The sequence below is a fragment of the Geomonas diazotrophica genome, from assembly GCF_019063885.1.
GTDB lineage: Bacteria > Desulfobacterota > Desulfuromonadia > Geobacterales > Geobacteraceae > Geomonas > Geomonas diazotrophica.
Map to the genome: position 1 here is coordinate 4,597,612 of NZ_CP077684.1, position 18,664 is coordinate 4,616,275.

Genomic DNA, 18,664 nt, shown 5'->3' on the forward strand with positions numbered 1-18,664 from the left:
CTGAAACAGTTTGCTTTTGAATTTTATATATAGGAAGGGGTTAGCATGGGAAACGAGCTGGTCATTAACACCACCTCCCACGAGACCCGCATCGCGCTCATCGAGAACGGCACCATTGCGGAGCTGTATGTCGAGAGGAGCAGGGTGAAGGGGATCATCGGCAACATCTACAAGGGAAAGGTGGTCCGGGTGTTGCCTGGCATGCAGGCGGCGTTCGTGGACATCGGGCTGGAAAAAGCGGCCTTCCTCTACGTGGCGGACGTGTTCGACGCCATGGACGAGTACGACAGTTACATCGAGCCCGAGGAGGGGGAGGAGCCGATGCCTCACCCGCTCCACCCGATCGAGGAACTCCTGCAGGAAGGGCAGGAACTCCTGGTGCAGATCTCCAAGGAGCCGATCGGCACCAAGGGGGCGCGCATCACGGCCCACATCTCGCTCCCGGGACGGCACCTGGTTTACATGCCGACCGTCGACCACGTCGGCATCTCGCGCCGCATCGAGGACGAGGCCGAGCGGGAACGCCTGAAGGAGATCGTGGACCGCATCAAGCCGGTAGGCGGCGGTTTCATCGTCAGGACCGTCTCCGAGGGTAAGAGCGAGGAGGACCTGGTCGCCGACCTGCATTACCTCACCAAGCTCTGGGACGAGATCGCCAAGAAGAAGGACAAGGCGGGCGCACCGAGCCTGATACACTCGGACCTCGACGTGACCCAGAAGGTGGTGCGCGACATCCTCACCGAGTCGGTCGAGCGCATCGTGGTCGACTCCAAGCCCGAGCACGACAAGATCGTCCAGTTCATCAGCACCTTCATGCCCAAGATGAAGTACTCCATCGAGCTCTACGACGAGGAGGAGCCGATCTTCGACCACTTCGGCCTCGAGGTGGAGATCAGCCGCGCGCTGGGACGCAAGGTCTGGCTCAAAAGCGGCGGCTACATCATCATTGAGCAGACCGAGGCGCTTACCGCCATCGACGTGAACACCGGGCGCTACGTCGGCAAGCACAACCTCGAAGACACCATCCTGAAAACCAACCTGGAAGCGGTCAAGGAGATCGCCTACCAGCTGCGCCTTAGGAACCTGGGCGGGATCATCATCATCGACTTCATCGACATGGAGAAGGAGGTGAACCGCGAGAAGGTCTACGGTGCCCTGGAAGAGGCGCTCAAGAGCGACAAGTCCAAGACCAACATCCTGAAGATCTCCGAGCTCGGCCTGGTCGAGATGACCAGGAAGAGGGTGCGCGAGAGTCTCGGTCGCATGATGTGCGAGCCCTGTCCGTACTGCGAGGGGCGCGGCTACGTGAAGTCCAAGATCACCGTCTGCCACGAGATCTTCCGCGAGCTGCGCCGCGAGATGCTCGACATCCGCGGCACCAAGGTGATGCTCACCGTGCACCCGCAGGTGGCCGACCTCCTTTACGACGAGGAGCGCCGCGGTCTCGAGGAGCTGGAGAAGAACTTCAAGAAGCGGATCACGGTCCGCGCCAAGCCCGGCTTCCACCAGGAACAGTTCGAAGTAGCCGTAAGTTAAATAAACGACCAGGAGAGAAGATGATTGGCACGCCGCTGAAAAATGGTGCGACGAGGATGATGCTTTTGGGCTCGGGTGAGCTCGGCAAGGAAGTGGCCATCGAGGCCCAGAGATTCGGGATCGAGGTGGTCGCGGTGGACCGCTACGCCGACGCCCCGGCTATGCAGGTCGCGCACAGAAGCCACGTGATCGACATGCTGAACCGCGAAGAGCTGGACCGGGTGGTGCGCCTGGAAAAGCCGAGCTACATCGTCCCCGAGATCGAGGCGATCAACACCGAGTACCTCCTGGAGCTGGAAAAGGAAGGCTTTAACGTAATCCCGACGGCACGTGCCGCCAACCTGACCATGAACCGGGAGGGGATCCGCCGCCTGGCCGCCGAGGAGCTCGGCCTCCCCACCGCCGCCTACCGTTTCGCCACCAGCATGGATGAGTTCCGCGAGGCGGTTGCCGCCATCGGCCTTCCCTGTGTCGTCAAGCCGATCATGAGCTCGTCGGGCAAGGGGCAGAGCGTCCTGCGCGACGCGGCGGACATGGAGCGCTGCTTCAAGTACGCCATCGAGGGGGCGCGCGGCGCCTCCAACAAGGTCATCGTGGAGCAGTTCATTCCCTTCGACTACGAGATCACCCTGCTCACCGTGCGCCACGTGGGGGGCACCAGCTTCTGTCCTCCCATCGGCCACCGCCAGATCGACGGCGACTACCACGAGTCCTGGCAGCCGACGCCGATGACGCCGTCGGTGCTGGCCGAGGCGCAGCGCCAGGCCGAGGCCGTCACCGGCTCTCTCGGAGGGCGCGGCATCTTCGGGTGCGAGTTCTTCATCACCGGCGACAAGGTCTGGTTCTCCGAGGTCTCTCCGAGGCCGCACGACACCGGCATGGTCACCATGATCTCCCAGAACCTCTCCGAGTTCGAGCTGCACGTGCGCGCCATCCTCGGGCTGCCGGTGCCGGAGGTGGAGAGCCAGGGGTGCGCCGCATCCCACGTCATCCTGGCCGAGGATGCGGCAGCAGAGGTGGGGTTCGAAGGGGTCGCTGAGGCTCTGGCCGTTCCCGGTAGCAAGCTGCGCCTCTTCGGCAAGCCCGACACAAGGAAGGGACGCCGCATGGGCGTCGCGCTCGCCTTCGGCGCCGATTGCGACGAGGCCCGCGCCAAGGCGGAGGAGTCGGCGCACTGCGTGAAGATCGTGAAGCGGTAAGGCAGCGCACCGGCCTAAGGGGCGGACGGTTTCTGTAGGGGCGAATAACTATTCGCCCAGCCGCGGTTGGCGGCACCAATGCCGCTGCGGGACGACCGCGCAGGTGGCGTCTGCCAAGGTGCTTCGTCTATGGGGGGCGAATGATTATTCGCCCCTACAGGTTACATGGACAAGGTAATGGTGGGACCAATTCTTTGATTGAACCGGAGGTGTTCCATGGTATTTGCCGCGAAAGTTTCCGAGATTCCTGAATTTGGCAAGAAGCTGGTGGAAGTGGGCGGGGAGAAGATCCTCCTGGTGAAGACCAAGGGGACGGTCTATGCCTGCGAGCACGAGTGCCCGCACCAGGGGGCGCCGCTGCAGGGGGCGCTGGTCAAGGAGGCGGGGAAACTGTCCTGCCAGCGTCACGGCTACCGCTTCGACCTGGTGACCGGTGCCTGCCCGGAACACCCCGAATGCGCACCCCTGAAGATCTACCCGGTCGAGATCCGCGGCGACGAGGTCTTCGTGGACCTCGATTAGCCTCTGCCACTCTCTCGGCAGGAAAAACGGGAGCGGCAGAAAAAAACCTTGACTCGAAACACTTTTCAAGATAAGTTTGACCGCTCAATTGTAAATCCAGAGTAAAGGTGGTGAAGTACATGTACGCAGTAGTCAAAACCGGAGGGAAACAATATAAAGTTTCCGAAGGCGACTTTCTCAAAGTCGAAAAACTGGAGGGTGCGGTGGGTGATACCATCGAGATCTCCGATGTCCTGATGGTTGGCGGCGATAAGGTTGTTATCGGAACACCTTTAGTGCCCAGCGCCTCTGTAGTCGGCAAGATTGTCGAGCAGGGCAAAGACAAGAAGATTCTGGTCTTCAAGTCCAAGCGCCGGAAAAACTCCAGGAAACTTAACGGGCACCGTCAACTCAGGACTATTCTGTTGATTGAGAAGATTAACGCCTAGGTAATATTCAAACGGCGGTGCGGCAGCCGCGATTCGTTGGGATCAGGGCCGCTACCGGCAGAAGGAGCAGAAAATGGCACACAAGAAAGGCGTCGGTAGTTCCAGGAACGGTCGCGACTCCGACGGCCAAAGACTTGGTTGCAAAAAGTTTGGCGGCGAAGCCGTCAAAGCTGGCAACATCATCTACCGTCAGCACGGCACCAAGATCCACCCGGGCAACAACGTGGGCCTCGGTAAGGATTACACGCTGTACGCCCTGATCGAGGGCGTGGTGAAGTTCGAGCGTCTGGGCAAGGACCGCAAGAAGGTCTCTGTCTACCCGGCCAACTAGCCAGCGCAGCAAGACGAAAGTGTGAAAGCCCGGAGCCGCAAGGTCCGGGCTTTTGCCGTTTGCACAGGATAAAACTTAATGAGTTTCATTGATGAAGTAAAAATTTACGTGAAGTCCGGTGACGGCGGTGCGGGGTGCGTTTCCTTCCGCCGCGAGAAGTTCATTCCCTTGGGGGGCCCCGACGGCGGCGACGGCGGCAAGGGGGGCGACGTGGTGGTGAAGGTTTCGCCGCACCTCTCCACGCTGCTCGACCTGCGCCAGCATCCGCACCAGAAGGCCGGCCGCGGCAGAAACGGCATGGGTAGCGACCGACACGGCGCCAACGGCGACGTCAAGGAGATCCTGGTACCGCAGGGGACCGTGATCAAGGACGCCGAGACCGACGAGATCCTGGCGGATCTCACCGAGCCGGATTCCTCCATCGTGCTCCTGAAGGGTGGACGCGGCGGGCAAGGCAACGCCCGCTTCAAGACCGCCACCCACAAGGCGCCGAAGTTCGCCCAGCCGGGCGAGCCGGGCGAGGAGCTGTGGATCCGTCTGGAGCTGAAGCTCATGGCCGATGTCGGCCTTTTGGGTATGCCCAGCGTGGGCAAGTCCTCGCTGATCAGCAAGATCTCCGCGGCGCGCCCGAAGATCGCGGAATACCACTTCACCACGCTGAAGCCGAACCTCGGCGTGGTCAAGTACAAGAACTACCGCTCCTTCGTAATGGCCGACATCCCGGGCGTGATCGAGGGGGCGAGCGAAGGGGCGGGGCTTGGGCACCGTTTCCTCAAGCACCTCGAGCGCACCGGGCAGCTTTTGCACCTGCTCGACCTCTCCTGGATGCCGGACCGCGATCCCATCGCGGAGTACGAGGCGATCAACCGCGAACTGGCTCTCTTCAACCCGGAGCTGGCCGAGAAGCGGCAGACCGTGGTGATCAACAAGATCGACCTGCCGCACGTCAGGGAGAACCTGGAAAAGGTGCTTCCCTACTTCGAGGAACGCGGCATCAAGGTTTTCCCCATTTCCGCGGCAACCGGTGAGGGGATTCCCGAACTGCTGGACGACATCGCCTTGAACCTTTGGGGCGAGCCGGACGAGACCTGGTAACAACAGAAAAGATACGTGGTGCACAGAGGGGGAGGGCCGACAGGCTGCTCCCCCTTTTTATTGGCCTGGTCTGCCGCCGGCAGGGACCACGGGCAAAACCGGCAATCCGGAAAAGACATGGTAGACTAGCGTTTGTGTTTTTTAATAATACACCGGACAGAGGATCGGATTGTTCCAATAGCATTGCTGCGGCGCGGTTCCCACTTCATCAGGAGGTCGGGCATGTACCGAATGATCCAGCTGGAATCACTGATACCGGAAACACTGCCGGGGGTAGCCCTGTTCATCAAGCACGGCGACAACCATGTGCTGTACAAGGACCCCAAACTCTCATTCACCCAGGGCGACAAGGAGCGGCTACTCGACAACAATGTGAAACATCTCTTCGTCAAGGCTGCCGAAATGTCGACGTACAACCAGTATGTGGAGGCGAATCTCCCGTTGCTGCTCGGCGATGACAGCATCGAACCGGAGCTCAAGCAGAACATGCTGTACCAGGCATCAGTCAATTACGTGCAGGAGATCTTCGACAGCCCCGCCATAGCTATCAAGCAGAACGTTGATCGTTGCCGGAACCTGATCAAGCACATCCTCAACGACGTGATGAATTCGAACGGGGTGATGCCGGCGCTGAGCAGCCTGGTTGACCATAACGCCTACACCTACGTACACTCCGTCCAGGTCGCAACCTACTCGATTTCGCTGCACATAAAGGAGTTCGACCTCGGCCGCGACGAGTTGATGGACGTGGGGATGGGGTCCCTGTTCCACGACTACGGCAAGGTCTACGTACCCAAGGAGCTGTTGGACAAGCCGGGAAAGCTCTCGCCGTCGGAGTTCCTGGAAGTGAAGAAACATCCCGTCTACGGCTACAGCACCTTGCGAGATCTGAAGATCTTCACGCCGGTTGCCCTCGGGATCGTAAAGCACCATCACGAAAAGGAAAACGGCAGCGGCTACCCCGACGGCCTCTCCAGCTACGACATCGCCAGGAGCTCGAAGATCACTGCCATCGCAGATGTCTTCAGTGCCCTGACCACCAACAGATCCTATCGTCAGGCGCTGTCAAAGGAGAGCGCCCTCGAAATCATGTACGGCGAGATGGACGGCTCCTTCGACCTTCAGTACCTGAACACCTTTAAGGAAACGCTGCACTAGAAAAGCGAGAGGGGATGAAAACGAGGAACGAAAGAGGCACCTGCCCAGCCCGCGGCACGGTGCCTCTTTCGTTGTTCCGGGAACTTGCAAACGTTGCCCGCGATCCTCCCTCCCCTCGCGGAAGGGGGCGAGGAAGGTGCCATCAATCCCGTTCGTTCTCCGCTCCCCTCTCCTGTAAAGGGAGGGAGAGGCGACAAACGACTGATCTCTCCGCATGATCCACGCCTGTACTTGCCGCAACACGAAACGGGAGGTTAGTCACTGCAGGGCGGTGTCGATGGCCTTGAGCAGGGGGCCGGGATAGACACCGATCACGAGAATCATTGCAGAGGCGAGGCAGAGGGCGAGGCCCTCGGCGAGGGAGACGGCACGGGGGGCGGGAGCCTGGCTGCGGTGCATGTAGAGTTGAGCCACTACCCTGAGGTAGAAATAAGCCGACGCGGCGGCGCTCAGGATGCCGATGATGGCGAGGGCGATGGATCCACCCTTGATGGCGGAGTAGAAGATGAAGAACTTGCCGATGAAACCTGCCGTCGGCGGTATGCCGGCCAGGGAGATCATGGCGAGGGCCAGCACGCCGCCGCGCAGAGGAGCCGTGAAGCCCAGCCCGGCGTAGTCGGTGACGAGCTCCCTTTCCTCGTCGATGGAAAGGGAGGAAATCGCACCGAAGGCGGCGAGGTTCATGGCGGTATAGACGGCACCGTAAAGGAGGACGGCTGCATAGCCGTCGCGGCTGCCGCTCAAAAGGGCGAGGCTCAGATAGCCCATGTGAGCCACCGAGGAGTAGGCGAGCATCCTCTTGATGTTCTGCTGCAGCAGCGCCGCCAGGTTCCCCAGCACCATGGAGAGCACCGACAACGCAGCCAGGGGGACGCGAAGTTCAGGCATCGGCGGGAACAGGGCCAACAATATCAGCAAAAGCGCGGCGGCGGCGACCTTGGAACTGGTCGAGAGAAAAGCGGAAACCGGCGCCGGGGCTCCCTGGTAGACGTCGGGCGTCCAGAGGTGCCCGGGGACCAGCGAGAGCTTGAAGGCCATGCCCACAAGGATGACGCCCCACCCCGCGGAGATGATGGCCCTGTTGTCCGGGCGGGCCAGGGCGCCGGAAAGCTGGAGGGTGCCGCTGCCGGTGAAGAGGAGGGCGAAGCCGAAGGCGGTGAAGGCCGCCGCCACCGCCCCCATCAGGAGGTACTTGAGCCCCGCCTCTCCCGATTCGGCCCGGTTCAGGTCCATGCTTACCAGGATGTAAAAGGCGAAGGAGACCGACTCCAGCGCGAGGAACAGGATCAGCATGTTGGTGGCGCAGGGGAGTACGCACAAGGCGAACAGGGCGAAGAGCACCGTGGCCGGGAACTCTTCTCCCTTGATGCCGCGGCGCTCGTTATAGCTGTGGGAGAGGAGCAGGGTCACGGCCGCCGCGAAGCAGAATACCGGGATCAGGAACCGGGCCAGCGGTGTGAAGCAGAGCCCCGAGACGGCCTGAGTCGACGCAGGGGTGCCGAGTGCCGCCCACAGCCCGGCCGCCGCCGAGGCGGTCACGCCGATGGCCGTGAGGCTCGCGGAAAGGAGCATCGGTCCGCATAAAAGCACGAACAGCGCCGCCCCCGCTGTGATCACGATCGGCATGATTGTGTATAGATCGGAAATGGTCATTGAAACTCCGAAGCTTAAAAGCTCAACACAGAAGACTCAGAGGTCTCAGAGATCCTCTGAGTCCCGGCGGTTATTTCGCAAGCAACACCTCAAGTGGTGTCTTGAACAGGTCCAGAACCGGGCCGGGGTGCACGCCAAGGTAAACGACCACCAGCGCCATCACCGCCAGCATACCCGCCTCTCTGGGCGACAGATCCTTCAGTTCCAGCGGTTTCTTCTCTTTGCCGAACAGCACTTCCTGGACCAGCCGCACCGTGTAGACAAGCGTGAGTATCGTCCCCAGGAAGGCGATCGCGGCGGCCAACGGCGCGACCCGGAAGGTGCCGACCAGGATGATCAGTTCGCTCACGAAGTTGTTGAGCCCGGGGACACCCGCGGAAGCCATGTTGAAGACGAGGAAGAAGAAGGAAAAGAGGGGGATCTTCCCCCAGGTGCCGCCGTAGCGGGAAAGATCGCGGCTGTCGGCCCGTTCCTCGAGCATGCCGACCACGAGGAAGAGCGCGCCGGTCGTTATGGCGTGGTTCACCATCTGCAGCAGCGCGCCGGAGACCGCAACGGGGCTCCAGGCGGCGATGCCGAGGGCGACGAACCCCATGTGGCTGACGCTCGAGTAGGCCAGCATCCGCTTCATGTCCCGCTGCGCGAAGGCGATCCAGGCGAAGTAGCCGATGCCGAGCACGGCCACCACGTAGATCAGCGGCGTGAGGGCGCGCGACGCCTCGGGGAAAAGCGGGAAGGCGATGCGGATCAGGCCGTAGGCGGCGGTCTTGGAGAGAAGGCTGCCGAGCATCAGGGTGCCGGCGACCGGCGCGTCGCAGTAGGCATCGGGCTGCCATGTGTGCAGCGGGAAAAGCGGGAACTTGATGGCGAAGGAAAGAAGGAACGCGGCGAAGAGCCAGAGCCCGATGTCGTGCGGGATGTTGGTGCGGACCAACTCGGGGAGCGCGAAGGTGTAGCTCGCGGTCTGCGCCCCGTGCATCAGGTAGAGCGCGATGATCGCCACCAGCATGAGCAGGGAACCCACGAAGGTGTAGAGGAAAAATTTGATGGTGGAGTACACCGGGCGCCCGGTCCCCCACACGCCGATGAGAAGCAGCATCGGGATCAGCATCGCCTCCCAGAAGAGGTAGAAGAGGAACAGGTCGAGGCTCAGGAACAGCCCCTGGACGGCGCCTTGCAGGGCGAGCAGCAGTGAGAAGAACAGCCCGCAGCGCTCCTTCACCCCCCAGGCGGAGAGGACGGCGATCAAGGTGATGAAGGCGGTCAGCAGGACCATTACCGCGCTGATGCCGTCCATGCCCAGGGTGTAACGGATCCCGAAGCGCTCGATCCACGCTGCATCCTGGTAGAGGAAGAATCCGGCAGGCGCACCCGCCGCTTTCTGCCCCGACAGCATGAGCGGCAAGAGGGAGAGCGCGAGTTCCGCCAGGCTGAAGGCGAGCGCGACCCCGCGCACCGCGTTGTCGCTGCGGCGGACCGCGAAGGTCAGCAGCGAACCGCAGAGCGGTAGGAAGACTAGCAGGGTGAGTATCGGGATGAGAGAAGTCATCGGCAGTTCCCGTGGCGCGCAGGCGCCGGTTACGTTACAGCGCGAGCCAGGCGAGGTACCCAAGAATCAGGGCCCCCCCGGCGGCGAAACTGATCAGGTAGACGGCGACCTTTCCGGTGCTCCAGCGTCCGAGCAGGCGCCCGGCGCCGCCCAGGCCGGACCCGAGGCCATCCACCGAGGCATCGATCACCCCGTGATCAACCCGTTCCCAGAAGAACCCGGCACAGGCCTGGTAGGGACGGATCAGGACCAGATGGTACAGCTTGTCGAAGTACCACCCTTGCGCCAGGAAGCCGATCAGCGCCGACGGCCGCGCCTGGGCCTCCCGCATCCGCTCGGCGCGCCCCTTTCCGTAGCGGAAGTACGCGGCTGCCAGGCCGAGCAGTGCCACGACCCCGGCCAGAACCTGCATCGCGATCTCCTGCTCGTGCGATACCTTCAGGAGGTCGCCTGCGGGAAGTCCCTCGAAGAAAGCGCTCAGGTACCCGCCGCCCAGGTAGGCGGGAAGGTCGAGCAATCCTCCGAACAGCCCGAGGATGGCGAGCGGGATCAGCACCAGCTGCATAACCGTGAGGCCGGAGCTGCGGTGCACGTGACCGTTGCCGCCGGCAAAGACCAGGAACACCAAGCGGAAGCTGTAGAACGCCGTGATCAGCGCCGTGAGCAGGCCGAGGAGGTACAGCGCCTGGTACAGCACTCCCCCCTTGAGCCAGACCGCCAGCAGGATGCTGTCCTTGCTGAAGAAACCGCCGGTGAAGGGGATTCCGGCGAGGCAGGCAGCCCCCACCAGGAAGCTCCAGAAGGTGAGCGGCAGCGAGCGCTTCAACCCGCCCATCTTGTAGATGTCCTGCTCGTGGTGCATGGCCGCGATGACGCAGCCGGCACCGAGGAAGAGCAGGGCCTTGAAGAAGGCGTGCACCAGCAGGTGGAAGGTCGCGGCGGTCACCGCCCCGGCGCCTACGCCGAGCATCATGTAGCCGATCTGGCTGATGGTGGAGTAGGCGAGGACCCGTTTGAGGTCGCGCTGCGCGAGGGCGCAGGTGGCGCCGTAGAAGGCGGTCAGCCCGCCGGTGACCGCGATGGCGGCGAGGGCGACCTGGGAGCCGCCGATCAGTGGCAGCAGGCGCGCCAGCAGGTAGACCCCGGCGGTCACCATCGTGGCGGCGTGGATCATGGCGGAGACAGGGGTCGGGCCGGCCATGGCGTCCGGGAGCCAGACCATGAGCGGCATCTGGGCGGACTTCCCCATGGCGGCGATCAGGAACAGGATCCCGAGCATGGTGATGACGGAGCCGGGCATGAGGAACCCCATCCCGTTCACCTTGGTGACGGAAAGGGTACCGAAGAGCTGGAACAGCCAGGCCAGCGCGATCATCAGGGCCACGTCGCCGATCCTGGTGGTGATGAAGGCCTTCCTGCCGGCGTCGGCGTTGGCCGGGTCCGCGTACCAGAAGCCGATCAAGAGGTACGAGCAGAAGCCCACCCCTTCCCAGCCGAGGTACAAAAGCGGCAGGGTTTCGCCGAGGACCAGGGTCAGCATGGCGAAGACGAACAGGTTCAGCAGGGCGAAGTAGCGCGCGTAATCTTGATCCTCGCGCATGTAGAAGACGGAATAGACGTGGATCAGCCCGCAGACGAAACCGATCATGACCGTCATCGAGAGCGAGAGGGGATCGAGGTAGAGCGAGATCGGGATGGAAAGGTCGAAGCTCGTGAACCAATCGGCGAGGGTGATCACCTGGGGGGCGGTGTAGGCGGCGGCCGCAAGCACAGCGCAGAGGAAACTGCCCCAGACCGTGGCGCAGGCGAAGACCTCCACCAGCGTGCGCGGCAGCTTCCGCCCGGCCAGCGCGCAGGTAAGCCCGCCCAAAAGCGGGAAAAGGAGCATCAATGTGAGGTAGGTAGGAAGCATCATTGTCCTTATTGTTCCTGTCCCCGTCCAAATCCCCTCTCCCTTTGGGAGAGGGTGCCCGGCAGGGCGGGTGAGGGAGGTGCCAATGCGGCAGTGTCGCCACTACCGGCGCCCTCACCCCGCCCCTCTCGGGGAGGGAAAGAAAGGGCTATCCCTTCATGGAGTCGAACTGGTCGGTGTTGACGGTGTTCTTGCGCCGGTGCAGGTAAACGACCATGGCGAGCGCCAGCGACACCTCTGCGGACGTCAGTGCCATCAGCATCAGTGAGAACAGTTGTCCGTCGGCGATGCCCCAGTGGGCGGAGCCGCCGACAAAGGTAAGCATCACGGCGTTCAGCATGATCTCGATGCCGATCAGCATCATGATCACGTTGGCGCGCCAGGCGACCACGCAGCCAAGGCCCATGGCGAACATCAGGGATGCCACGATCAGCACGTGGGACAGCGGTACGCTCATCTGCGCCTCCCGAGGTAGAGCGCGCCCACCAGCGCGAAGAGGAGCTGCATCGAAACGACTTCCACGGCAACCCCGTACTGCTTGAACAGCGCGAAGGCGAACTGGCGCACCGGGATCTCGACGAAACCGGGAGGCACCGCCCGCAGGCGGGAGCAGAGGAGGACCACCAGCGAGCCGACCACCGCGCCCGCCAGGAGCAGGGCCGGCAGCCAATTCGTGAAGTGCGGCTGCGGGAGTTTCTCGGGGGACTCCAGTTCCAGCATCATGATGACGAACAGGAAGAGCACCATGATGGCCCCGGCGTAGATGATCACCTCGAAGGCCGCGATGAGCGGCGCCCCCAGGAGGTAGAACATCAGGGCCAGGGCGAAGAACGAGGTCACCAGGTAGACGATGGAACGTACCGCCTGCCGCGCCGTGATGGCGAGCAGGGTCCCGGTGAGGAGTACCGCCGCCAGTATGTAGAAAAGGGTCGCTTCCATTTCGCTCCGAAATAACTTTTGTGTCCGTCTGTGCCGCGTCCCCGCCCCAAAGGGGGAGTGCCGGGGAGGGGGAAGTCTTAAACCCGCACCTGCCCCGTGTGTGAGCTTTCCCTCTCCCAGAGGGAGAGGGAGGTGTCCCCTGAATTTCCTAGCCTATACTACGGCAACAGGCTTCTGGGGTCTGCAGGCGCCTGCTCACCTGCGCCGCTACCGCGCGGCTGCACCACACCGGTCCCGGCGTGGCGGTAGAAATTGTAATTGGGATCCTTGCCGGTGCCGTCGATCAGCAGGTCCTCCTTCTCGTAAACCATGTCGATGACCTGGCGCCTGCAGTGGAACATCTCGGGCGACATCTGGATGGCCAGGGTGGGACAGGCCTCGGCGCAGAGGCCGCACAGGATGCAGCGCGAGAAGTTGATGCGGAACCAGGCGGCGTAACGTCGGCCGTTCTCCCCTTCCGCCGCGGCCATCGAGATGCAGTCGACGGGGCAGGCCCCGGAGCAAAGATAGCAGGCGACGCAGCGCTCGGCGCCGTCGGGGTCGCGGGTCAGGACGATGCTGCCGCGGAAGCGCTCGGGCATGGCCCTGCGCTCCTCCGGGAACTGCACCGTGACCGGTTTCCTGAAGATGTGGCGGAAGGTGATGGAAAGGCCGGTCAGGATCTCTTTTATGTCGTTCAGTATGGGCATCCGTTCCTGCTCGAAGTGTCGTTGGTGCCGTAATAGATGCCGGCAGATTCATTTAGGGCCGACCGCGCGCTGTGACAGCGTAGGGAGGGCCGGGGCCCGGCAGGCAGCGCGGGCTGCCTGCCGGAAAGAGGTGTCAGTTGGGCCGTAGTGACTTCATCAAGACGTCGAGGGTTTGTCTGTGCTGGTTGTTCTCTGCATAGGCGAGGGCGGTGGTTCCGGAGTAGGACATTGCCAGCGGGTCGGCGCCGCTGTCGACCAGCATCTGCGTGGTCTGGGTGCAGCCGTAGTTCGCCGCCAGCATGAGCGGGGTGTGGCCGTCACGGTCGCGGGCATCGACCTCGGCTCCCCTTTGCAACAGCAGGCGTACCACGTCCGCATTGCCGTGCGCCGCCGCGAAGTGCAGCGCCGTTTTTCCCTTGTCGCTTCTGGCGGTCAGGTTCGCGCCCCGCTCCAGCAGGTCGTTCACCTCGGCCAGGTTCCCGGCCTTCGCCGCGTCCATCAGCGCGGTATGGCCGTTTTTGTCCACCGCATCCACCTGTGCCCTGAACCCTGCCCCCAACTCGACTTCCACGGTTGTTGTCATCGCAGTTCCTCCTTTGTGAGAATACATTGCCCAGTACAACGCCTCTTATCGTAAAGCCAGCCACCACCCGGTGACTAGAATGTTGAGAAGAGCAAGCGGTGTCAGGAACTTCCAGCCCAGGTGCATGAGCTGGTCGTAGCGAAGGCGTGGGAGGGTTCCCCTGACCCAGATGAACAGGAACGAGAATAATCCGACCTTGATGAAAAACCACAAGACCGGCGGCAGCAGTGGGCCGCGCCATCCGCCCAGGAAGAAGAGCGAGGCGAGCGAGCCCAGCGAGATGATGTTGATGTACTCCCCGACGAAGAAGAGCCCGAAGCGCATCCCCGAATACTCCGTGTGGAAGCCGGCCACCAGCTCCCCCTCCGCCTCGGGGAGGTCGAACGGGATCCTGCGGCACTCGGCCAGGATACTGACCAGGAAGATCGCGAAGGCGACCGGCTGGTACACGATGAAGGGCATCTCGGCCTGGGCGTTCACGATGTCGGCCAAGCTAAGCGACTTGGCCAGCATCACCACGGGGACCAGCGACAGCCCCATCGAGAGCTCGTAGGAGATCAGCTGGGACAGGCCGCGGATGCTCCCCAGGAGCGCATACTTCGAGTTCGAGGCCCACCCGCCGAGCGCCACGCCGTAGACCGCGATGGAGGAGAGGGCCATGAAGAAGAGCACCCCCACGTTCAGGTCGGCGATCTGCAGGTGCACCTGGCGCCCGAAGAGCTGTACCGGCGCCCCGAGCGGGATGATGGCGAAGGTCAGGATGGCTGGGATGGCGGCCATGGCCGGCGCCAGGGAGAAGAGCAGGCGGTCGGCGGCGGTCGGGATCATGTCCTCCTTGGTGAGCATCTTGATCACGTCGGCCAAGGGCTGCAAGAGTCCCAGGGGGCCGACCCGGTTGGGGCCGATCCGGTCCTGGATGAAGCCCAGGATGCGCCGCTCCGCAAGCACCAGGTAGGCGGCGCCGGTCAGAATGATGGCGTAGAGCAGCACGATCTTGCCGAGCATCAGCGCTATGTCGGTGGCAGTCCAGGTCATGACCTCATTCCTTCCCGCTTTTGCCTGCCCACGTACCCTCTCCCTCCGGGAGAGGGTACGTGGGCAGGTGAGGGAGGTGTCGTGTCAGTGCTATTGAACATGGTGGAGCGAAGTGGCGCCCTCACCCCAGCCCTCTCCCAAAGGGAGAGGGAGAGCGTGCAGATGCTGTCGGCGGGGCGAATAATCATTCGCCCGCAACGATCTCGAAAATTCGAATTCCCTCGCCCTCCGGGTCGAGGCTCCTCAGCGCGCTCCATTTCCCTTCCAAAGGCTCCACTACCGGCTCACCCCCAAGCCTCGCGATCAACTGCGCCATGACCTGCCAGGCGTCGCGCTCCGCCCCCCCGGGAACCTCTTCCCGGTGCACCCGCGGCGGATGCAGGGTGACGGCCTCGGTGGCGTTGCCGTAGTACTTCGGGTCGAGCCCTTTCAAGGGAAGCCCGGCCAACCTGCTGCGCTGGAAACGCTGGGCTCTCCCCTCGTAATTGATGGCGGTGCCGTCGGACTCCACCCAGGTGGTGGTGGGGATGAAGATGGGGCTTTTCGCCTCGACCGGTCCCCGGCGCCAGTCCGCGCTCGCCAGGACCTCCAATCCGGAGAGGAGCCCTTCAGGCACATCGGCCTCGAAGCAGACTACTCCCCGCACCTGCCGGGCAGCCACCAGATCGGCCAGGGGGGATGCCGCATGCTCCTGCGCGAGCAGTCCGGCGGCGAAGCCGTTCGCACCGGGCTGCAGCATGACCAGCTTGGCGCCGCAGGAGGCGATTTGTGCCAGGAGGTCGGGATCCTTCTTGCCGGCGCCGCAGATGATCACCCCTTTCCCCCCCTTCTCGAAGGGGACCTGGTCCAGCGACTCCACGGCCGTGTACTTGAATGGAGGGGTGTTGCGGGCCGGGATCGGGTCGCCGTCGACCAGGAAGATCTGGGCCCCGGCCAGGAAAGCCTTGCGCACCGACAGGGCCAGCATGGGGGCCTCCTCGATCAGGTCGAGGGCGTGCAGGGCGATCCACTGGGCCTGCTCGATGTCCCGCACATACGCGCTGTTCTCTTCGCGGAGCAGCCGGGCCGCCGCCACGCTCCCCTGCTGCTGGGCGGGATCGCCGAAGTAGCAGAGCCTGGCTCCCCCCGCGGCGCGGGCGAGCTGCGCCAGAAGGACCATGCCTTCCAGCGAGAGCCTCGGGGAGCCCACCAAGGCGAGGCTGTCGGCGCCGTTTTTGCGCACGAACTCGGCGATGGATTTGGCGGCCGCGTCGACGGCGACGTCGTCGCCGCAGGTGGCGCCGTCCAGGCGGGGTTCCCTTGGGCGCTGCGGGTCGTTGAGGTACCCCTTGTCGAAGCGGGCCCGGTCGCAGATGAACCAGCCGTTCACCTGGTCGTTGCGGCGCCCGACGATCTTGATGGTCTCGCGCTGGAAGTTCTGCGGCGAGGTGTTGCACCCAACAGAGCAGTGCTGGCAGATGGAGGGGGCGAACTGGTAGTCCCAGTAGCGGGCCCGGAAACGCCCGGTCTTGTCGGTGAAGACGCCGGTCGGGCAGATGTCGACCAGGTTCCCGGAGAAGGGAGATTCCAGGGGTCCCTCCTGAAACCTGCCGAAGTAGACCCGCCCGGCGCTCCCCATGACGCCGAAGTCGGTGCCCCCTGCGTAATCCTGGTAGAAGCGGGCGCAGCGGTAGCACTCGATGCAGCGGTTCATCTCGTGTTGGATCCCCTCGCCCAGGTACTGGTTCTGGAAGGTACGCTTTTTCCCCTGGTAACGGCGGTGGCTGTGGCCTCCGGCGATGGTGAAGTCCTGCAGCAGGCACTCGCCCCCCTCATCGCAGACCGGGCAGTCGTGCGGGTGGTTCAGCATGAGCCACTCGATGACCAGGGAGCGCATCTTCAAGGCCTCCGGATCGGTGGTGGAGACCACCATGCCGTCCTGGGCCGGCAGGGCGCAGGACATCTGGATTCCTTTGACCGGGCCGTCCAGGAGCTTCACCGCGCAGAGCCTGCAGGCGGCGGCGATGGCCAGGGCGGGGTGGTAGCAAAAGTGCGGGATGGTTATCCCGACGCTGCGGGCCGCCTCAAGGACGCTGGTTCCCGGCGCGACCTCCACCGGTATGTCATCGATGATCAGTTTGGGCATGTACCTTTATCTACCTCTTGCCTTCGAGCCGGCAGTCACCCCTTGAACGGGCACTTCTTCTTCGTGATATGCTCCCGCACCTCGTCCTCGAAATCCCGCAGCAGGCCGTCCAGAGGGGCCATCGCGCCGGGGGCGAGGGCGCAGAAGGTGTAGTTCAGATACTTCACGTGCTCGCGCAGGATGGTGATGTCATCTTCCTCGCCGCGCCCGTTCTCGATCCGGGTCAGGATCTCTTTCACGTAGGGAAGCCCTTCCCGGCACGGGGTGCACCAGCCGCAGGATTCCCGGGCGAAGAAGGTGATCAGGTTCAGGGTCGCCTCCACCAGGCAGTGCCCCTCGTCGAAGACGATCACCCCGCCGGAGCCGAGCCGGGAGCCCGCCTTGGCCACGGTTTCGTAGTCCATGGGGAGCGTCCAGTGCTCCGGCTTCAGGAACTGGGTTGAGGCCCCTCCCGGGATGCAGGCCTTGAACTTCCTGCCGTCGCGCATGCCGCCGCAGGCCCCGTCGATGATGTCCCCAAGCGTTGTGCCGATGGGAAGCTCGACGCAGGCGCGGTTCTTGACCGAGCCGCTCACGCAGAAGAGCTTGCTGCCGGCCCCCTCTGGGTTGAGGGCCAGACCCTTGAACCAGGGGGCGCCGTTGGCGACGATGGCCGGGACGTTGGCCAGGGTCTCCACGTTGTTGACCACGGTCGGCCCCTGCCAGAGCCCCTTCACCGCCGGAAAGGGGGGCTTGGAGCGCGGGTTGGGGCGCTTCCCCTCCAGCGCGTTGATAAGCGCGGTCTCCTCGCCGCAGATGTAGCGGCCGGCGGAGAGGTGCAGGTCCAGGTCGATGGAGTGCTCGCTCCCCAGGATGTGCTCGCCGAGCAGTCCCGCCTTCTTCGCCTCCTCGATGCCGCGCGCCAGGTTGGCCGCCGCCTTCTCGTACCCCTTCCTGATGAAGATGAAGGCGTGGCGCACCCCCAGCGCGTAGCAGGCGAGGGTCATCCCCTCGATCAGGGAGTACGGGTTGTGTTCCAGGAGCACCCGGTCCTTGTAGGTCCCCGGCTCCATCTCGTCGCAGTTGCAGATGAGCCAGCGCGGGCCGGGGAGGTCGCGGGGGACGAAGGACCACTTGCGGCCGGTCGAGAAACCGGCGCCGCCGCGCCCCCTGAGCCCCGAGTCCATGACGGCTTGCTGCACGTCGTTCGGGCTCATCCCGGAGAAGGCCTTCTTGAGGGCTTCGAAGCCCCCCTCCTCGCGGTACTCGTCGAACGTCACCACGCGGTTGGGGCGGTTATGTCGGAAAAGAGGGAGTTCCATGGTTCCTTGTCGGTCTCTGTCTTTCGCCCTGTGGCAGCGCGCTCATCCGCCCCTTCGGGCACCTCCTCCCAGGGGAGAAGGGATGGGACTCCCTCACCTCCGGGAGACGGCCGGGTGAGGGTGCCTTTACCTGTTGTTCCGCTCCATTTCCAGTATCTCGTCCACCAGTTCAGGCGTCAGCTTCCCGTACGGGACGCCCCCCACCGACATGGCCGGGCTGTCACCGCACATCCCCATGCAGCAGCACGGAATCAAGGTGAACATGCCGTCCGCGGTGGTGCCGCCGAGCCCGACGCCGAGCTTGTCCTTCAGGTGCTGGATGATCTTGTCGCAGTCGGCGCACCAGCAGGAGATGGAGTCGCAGACGTGGATCACCTTCTTCCCCACCGGGCGGCGGTAGATCATCTCGTAGAAGGTGGCCAGTTCCTCCACCTGCAAAGGCGAAAGCCCCAGGAGCGCCGCGGCCTCTTCCACCGCCTCGTCGGTGAGCCAGCCGTAGTGCGCCTGCAGCTCCTTCATCACGTCCACCGCTGCCTCGCGGGGGGTGAGGGCGGAGGCGACCCGCGCCTTAAGCGATGTTTTCAGCGTCTCGGGTATCATCCCCGGTTC

18 protein-coding genes are annotated in these 18,664 nt (G+C 63.5%); 7 read left to right on the forward strand and 11 right to left on the reverse strand.

Going from position 1 to position 18,664, the window contains the following annotated elements:
• Positions 1-45: 45 nt before the first annotated feature.
• The 7 genes from KP003_RS20355 (at position 46) to KP003_RS20385 (ending at position 6,269) form a co-directional block, all read left to right on the forward strand.
• Positions 46-1,536: an Rne/Rng family ribonuclease gene (locus tag KP003_RS20355; protein ID WP_216497074.1), complete on the forward strand. Its 1,491-nt coding sequence runs from the start codon at positions 46-48 to the stop codon at positions 1,534-1,536.
• Positions 1,537-1,556: 20 nt separating this feature from the next.
• A complete protein-coding gene (gene purT, locus KP003_RS20360; RefSeq protein WP_216497073.1) occupies positions 1,557-2,735 on the forward strand; it encodes a formate-dependent phosphoribosylglycinamide formyltransferase in 1,179 nt (392 codons plus the stop codon).
• 216 nt (positions 2,736-2,951) lie between these two features.
• Positions 2,952-3,257, forward strand: coding sequence for a Rieske (2Fe-2S) protein (locus KP003_RS20365; RefSeq protein WP_216497072.1), 306 nt, complete (start codon positions 2,952-2,954; stop codon positions 3,255-3,257).
• Between the two features lie 119 nt (positions 3,258-3,376).
• Complete coding sequence (rplU, locus tag KP003_RS20370) at positions 3,377-3,685, forward strand: 50S ribosomal protein L21 (protein WP_216497071.1); 309 nt, start codon at positions 3,377-3,379, stop codon at positions 3,683-3,685.
• A gap of 73 nt (positions 3,686-3,758) precedes the next feature.
• Positions 3,759-4,016 carry a 50S ribosomal protein L27 gene (gene rpmA, locus KP003_RS20375; RefSeq protein ID WP_183344437.1) on the forward strand — a complete coding sequence of 86 codons (258 nt, stop codon included), beginning with the start codon at positions 3,759-3,761 and terminating at the stop codon, positions 4,014-4,016.
• A 78-nt stretch (positions 4,017-4,094) separates the two neighbouring features.
• On the forward strand, positions 4,095-5,111 hold the full coding sequence (gene obgE, locus KP003_RS20380; protein ID WP_216497070.1) for a GTPase ObgE: 1,017 nt from the start codon (positions 4,095-4,097) through the stop codon (positions 5,109-5,111).
• Between the two features lie 222 nt (positions 5,112-5,333).
• Positions 5,334-6,269, forward strand: a complete 936-nt coding sequence (locus tag KP003_RS20385) for an HD-GYP domain-containing protein (protein WP_216497069.1) — start codon at positions 5,334-5,336, stop codon at positions 6,267-6,269.
• A 258-nt stretch (positions 6,270-6,527) separates the two neighbouring features.
• Here KP003_RS20385 and KP003_RS20390 read toward each other — a convergent pair whose 3' ends face one another.
• From KP003_RS20390 to nuoE, 11 genes are all read right to left on the reverse strand, one after another.
• Positions 6,528-7,922 (reverse strand): NADH-quinone oxidoreductase subunit N, encoded by a 1,395-nt coding sequence (locus tag KP003_RS20390; protein WP_216497068.1) that lies wholly within the window; start codon positions 7,920-7,922, stop codon positions 6,528-6,530.
• Positions 7,923-7,992: 70 nt separating this feature from the next.
• Complete coding sequence (locus KP003_RS20395; RefSeq protein WP_216497067.1) at positions 7,993-9,471, reverse strand: complex I subunit 4 family protein; 1,479 nt, start codon at positions 9,469-9,471, stop codon at positions 7,993-7,995.
• A 34-nt stretch (positions 9,472-9,505) separates the two neighbouring features.
• Positions 9,506-11,383, reverse strand: coding sequence for an NADH-quinone oxidoreductase subunit L (gene nuoL / locus KP003_RS20400; protein ID WP_216497197.1), 1,878 nt, complete (start codon positions 11,381-11,383; stop codon positions 9,506-9,508).
• 148 nt (positions 11,384-11,531) lie between these two features.
• Positions 11,532-11,840, reverse strand: coding sequence for an NADH-quinone oxidoreductase subunit NuoK (gene nuoK / locus KP003_RS20405; protein ID WP_216497066.1), 309 nt, complete (start codon positions 11,838-11,840; stop codon positions 11,532-11,534).
• Positions 11,837-12,322 (reverse strand): NADH-quinone oxidoreductase subunit J family protein, encoded by a 486-nt coding sequence (locus tag KP003_RS20410; protein ID WP_216497065.1) that lies wholly within the window; start codon positions 12,320-12,322, stop codon positions 11,837-11,839. The genes nuoK and KP003_RS20410 overlap by 4 nt, the downstream gene beginning before the upstream one ends.
• Positions 12,323-12,480: 158 nt before the next feature.
• Positions 12,481-13,011, reverse strand: coding sequence for an NADH-quinone oxidoreductase subunit NuoI (nuoI, locus tag KP003_RS20415; protein WP_216497064.1), 531 nt, complete (start codon positions 13,009-13,011; stop codon positions 12,481-12,483).
• 133 nt (positions 13,012-13,144) lie between these two features.
• Positions 13,145-13,594: an ankyrin repeat domain-containing protein gene (locus tag KP003_RS20420; protein WP_216497063.1), complete on the reverse strand. Its 450-nt coding sequence runs from the start codon at positions 13,592-13,594 to the stop codon at positions 13,145-13,147.
• A gap of 45 nt (positions 13,595-13,639) precedes the next feature.
• Positions 13,640-14,629 carry an NADH-quinone oxidoreductase subunit NuoH gene (gene nuoH / locus KP003_RS20425; RefSeq protein ID WP_216497062.1) on the reverse strand — a complete coding sequence of 330 codons (990 nt, stop codon included), beginning with the start codon at positions 14,627-14,629 and terminating at the stop codon, positions 13,640-13,642.
• Positions 14,630-14,813: 184 nt separating this feature from the next.
• Complete coding sequence (locus KP003_RS20430) at positions 14,814-16,754, reverse strand: 2Fe-2S iron-sulfur cluster-binding protein (protein WP_216497061.1); 1,941 nt, start codon at positions 16,752-16,754, stop codon at positions 14,814-14,816.
• Positions 16,755-16,789: 35 nt separating this feature from the next.
• Positions 16,790-18,055: a complex I 51 kDa subunit family protein gene (locus KP003_RS20435; protein ID WP_216497060.1), complete on the reverse strand. Its 1,266-nt coding sequence runs from the start codon at positions 18,053-18,055 to the stop codon at positions 16,790-16,792.
• A 126-nt stretch (positions 18,056-18,181) separates the two neighbouring features.
• Complete coding sequence (nuoE, locus tag KP003_RS20440) at positions 18,182-18,655, reverse strand: NADH-quinone oxidoreductase subunit NuoE (protein ID WP_216497059.1); 474 nt, start codon at positions 18,653-18,655, stop codon at positions 18,182-18,184.
• Positions 18,656-18,664: the final 9 nt, after the last annotated feature.

Coding starts and splice junctions, on each gene's coding strand:
- KP003_RS20355 (WP_216497074.1), top strand. CDS start 46: ATGGGAAACGAGCTGGTCATTAACACCACCTCCCACGAGACCCGCATC.
- purT (WP_216497073.1), top strand. CDS start 1,557: ATGATTGGCACGCCGCTGAAAAATGGTGCGACGAGGATGATGCTTTTG.
- KP003_RS20365 (WP_216497072.1), top strand. CDS start 2,952: ATGGTATTTGCCGCGAAAGTTTCCGAGATTCCTGAATTTGGCAAGAAG.
- rplU (WP_216497071.1), top strand. CDS start 3,377: ATGTACGCAGTAGTCAAAACCGGAGGGAAACAATATAAAGTTTCCGAA.
- rpmA (WP_183344437.1), top strand. CDS start 3,759: ATGGCACACAAGAAAGGCGTCGGTAGTTCCAGGAACGGTCGCGACTCC.
- obgE (WP_216497070.1), top strand. CDS start 4,095: ATGAGTTTCATTGATGAAGTAAAAATTTACGTGAAGTCCGGTGACGGC.
- KP003_RS20385 (WP_216497069.1), top strand. CDS start 5,334: ATGTACCGAATGATCCAGCTGGAATCACTGATACCGGAAACACTGCCG.
- KP003_RS20390 (WP_216497068.1), bottom strand. CDS start 7,922: ATGACCATTTCCGATCTATACACAATCATGCCGATCGTGATCACAGCG.
- KP003_RS20395 (WP_216497067.1), bottom strand. CDS start 9,471: ATGACTTCTCTCATCCCGATACTCACCCTGCTAGTCTTCCTACCGCTC.
- nuoL (WP_216497197.1), bottom strand. CDS start 11,383: ATGCTTCCTACCTACCTCACATTGATGCTCCTTTTCCCGCTTTTGGGC.
- nuoK (WP_216497066.1), bottom strand. CDS start 11,840: ATGAGCGTACCGCTGTCCCACGTGCTGATCGTGGCATCCCTGATGTTC.
- KP003_RS20410 (WP_216497065.1), bottom strand. CDS start 12,322: ATGGAAGCGACCCTTTTCTACATACTGGCGGCGGTACTCCTCACCGGG.
- nuoI (WP_216497064.1), bottom strand. CDS start 13,011: ATGCCCATACTGAACGACATAAAAGAGATCCTGACCGGCCTTTCCATC.
- KP003_RS20420 (WP_216497063.1), bottom strand. CDS start 13,594: ATGACAACAACCGTGGAAGTCGAGTTGGGGGCAGGGTTCAGGGCACAG.
- nuoH (WP_216497062.1), bottom strand. CDS start 14,629: ATGACCTGGACTGCCACCGACATAGCGCTGATGCTCGGCAAGATCGTG.
- KP003_RS20430 (WP_216497061.1), bottom strand. CDS start 16,754: ATGCCCAAACTGATCATCGATGACATACCGGTGGAGGTCGCGCCGGGA.
- KP003_RS20435 (WP_216497060.1), bottom strand. CDS start 18,055: ATGGAACTCCCTCTTTTCCGACATAACCGCCCCAACCGCGTGGTGACG.
- nuoE (WP_216497059.1), bottom strand. CDS start 18,655: ATGATACCCGAGACGCTGAAAACATCGCTTAAGGCGCGGGTCGCCTCC.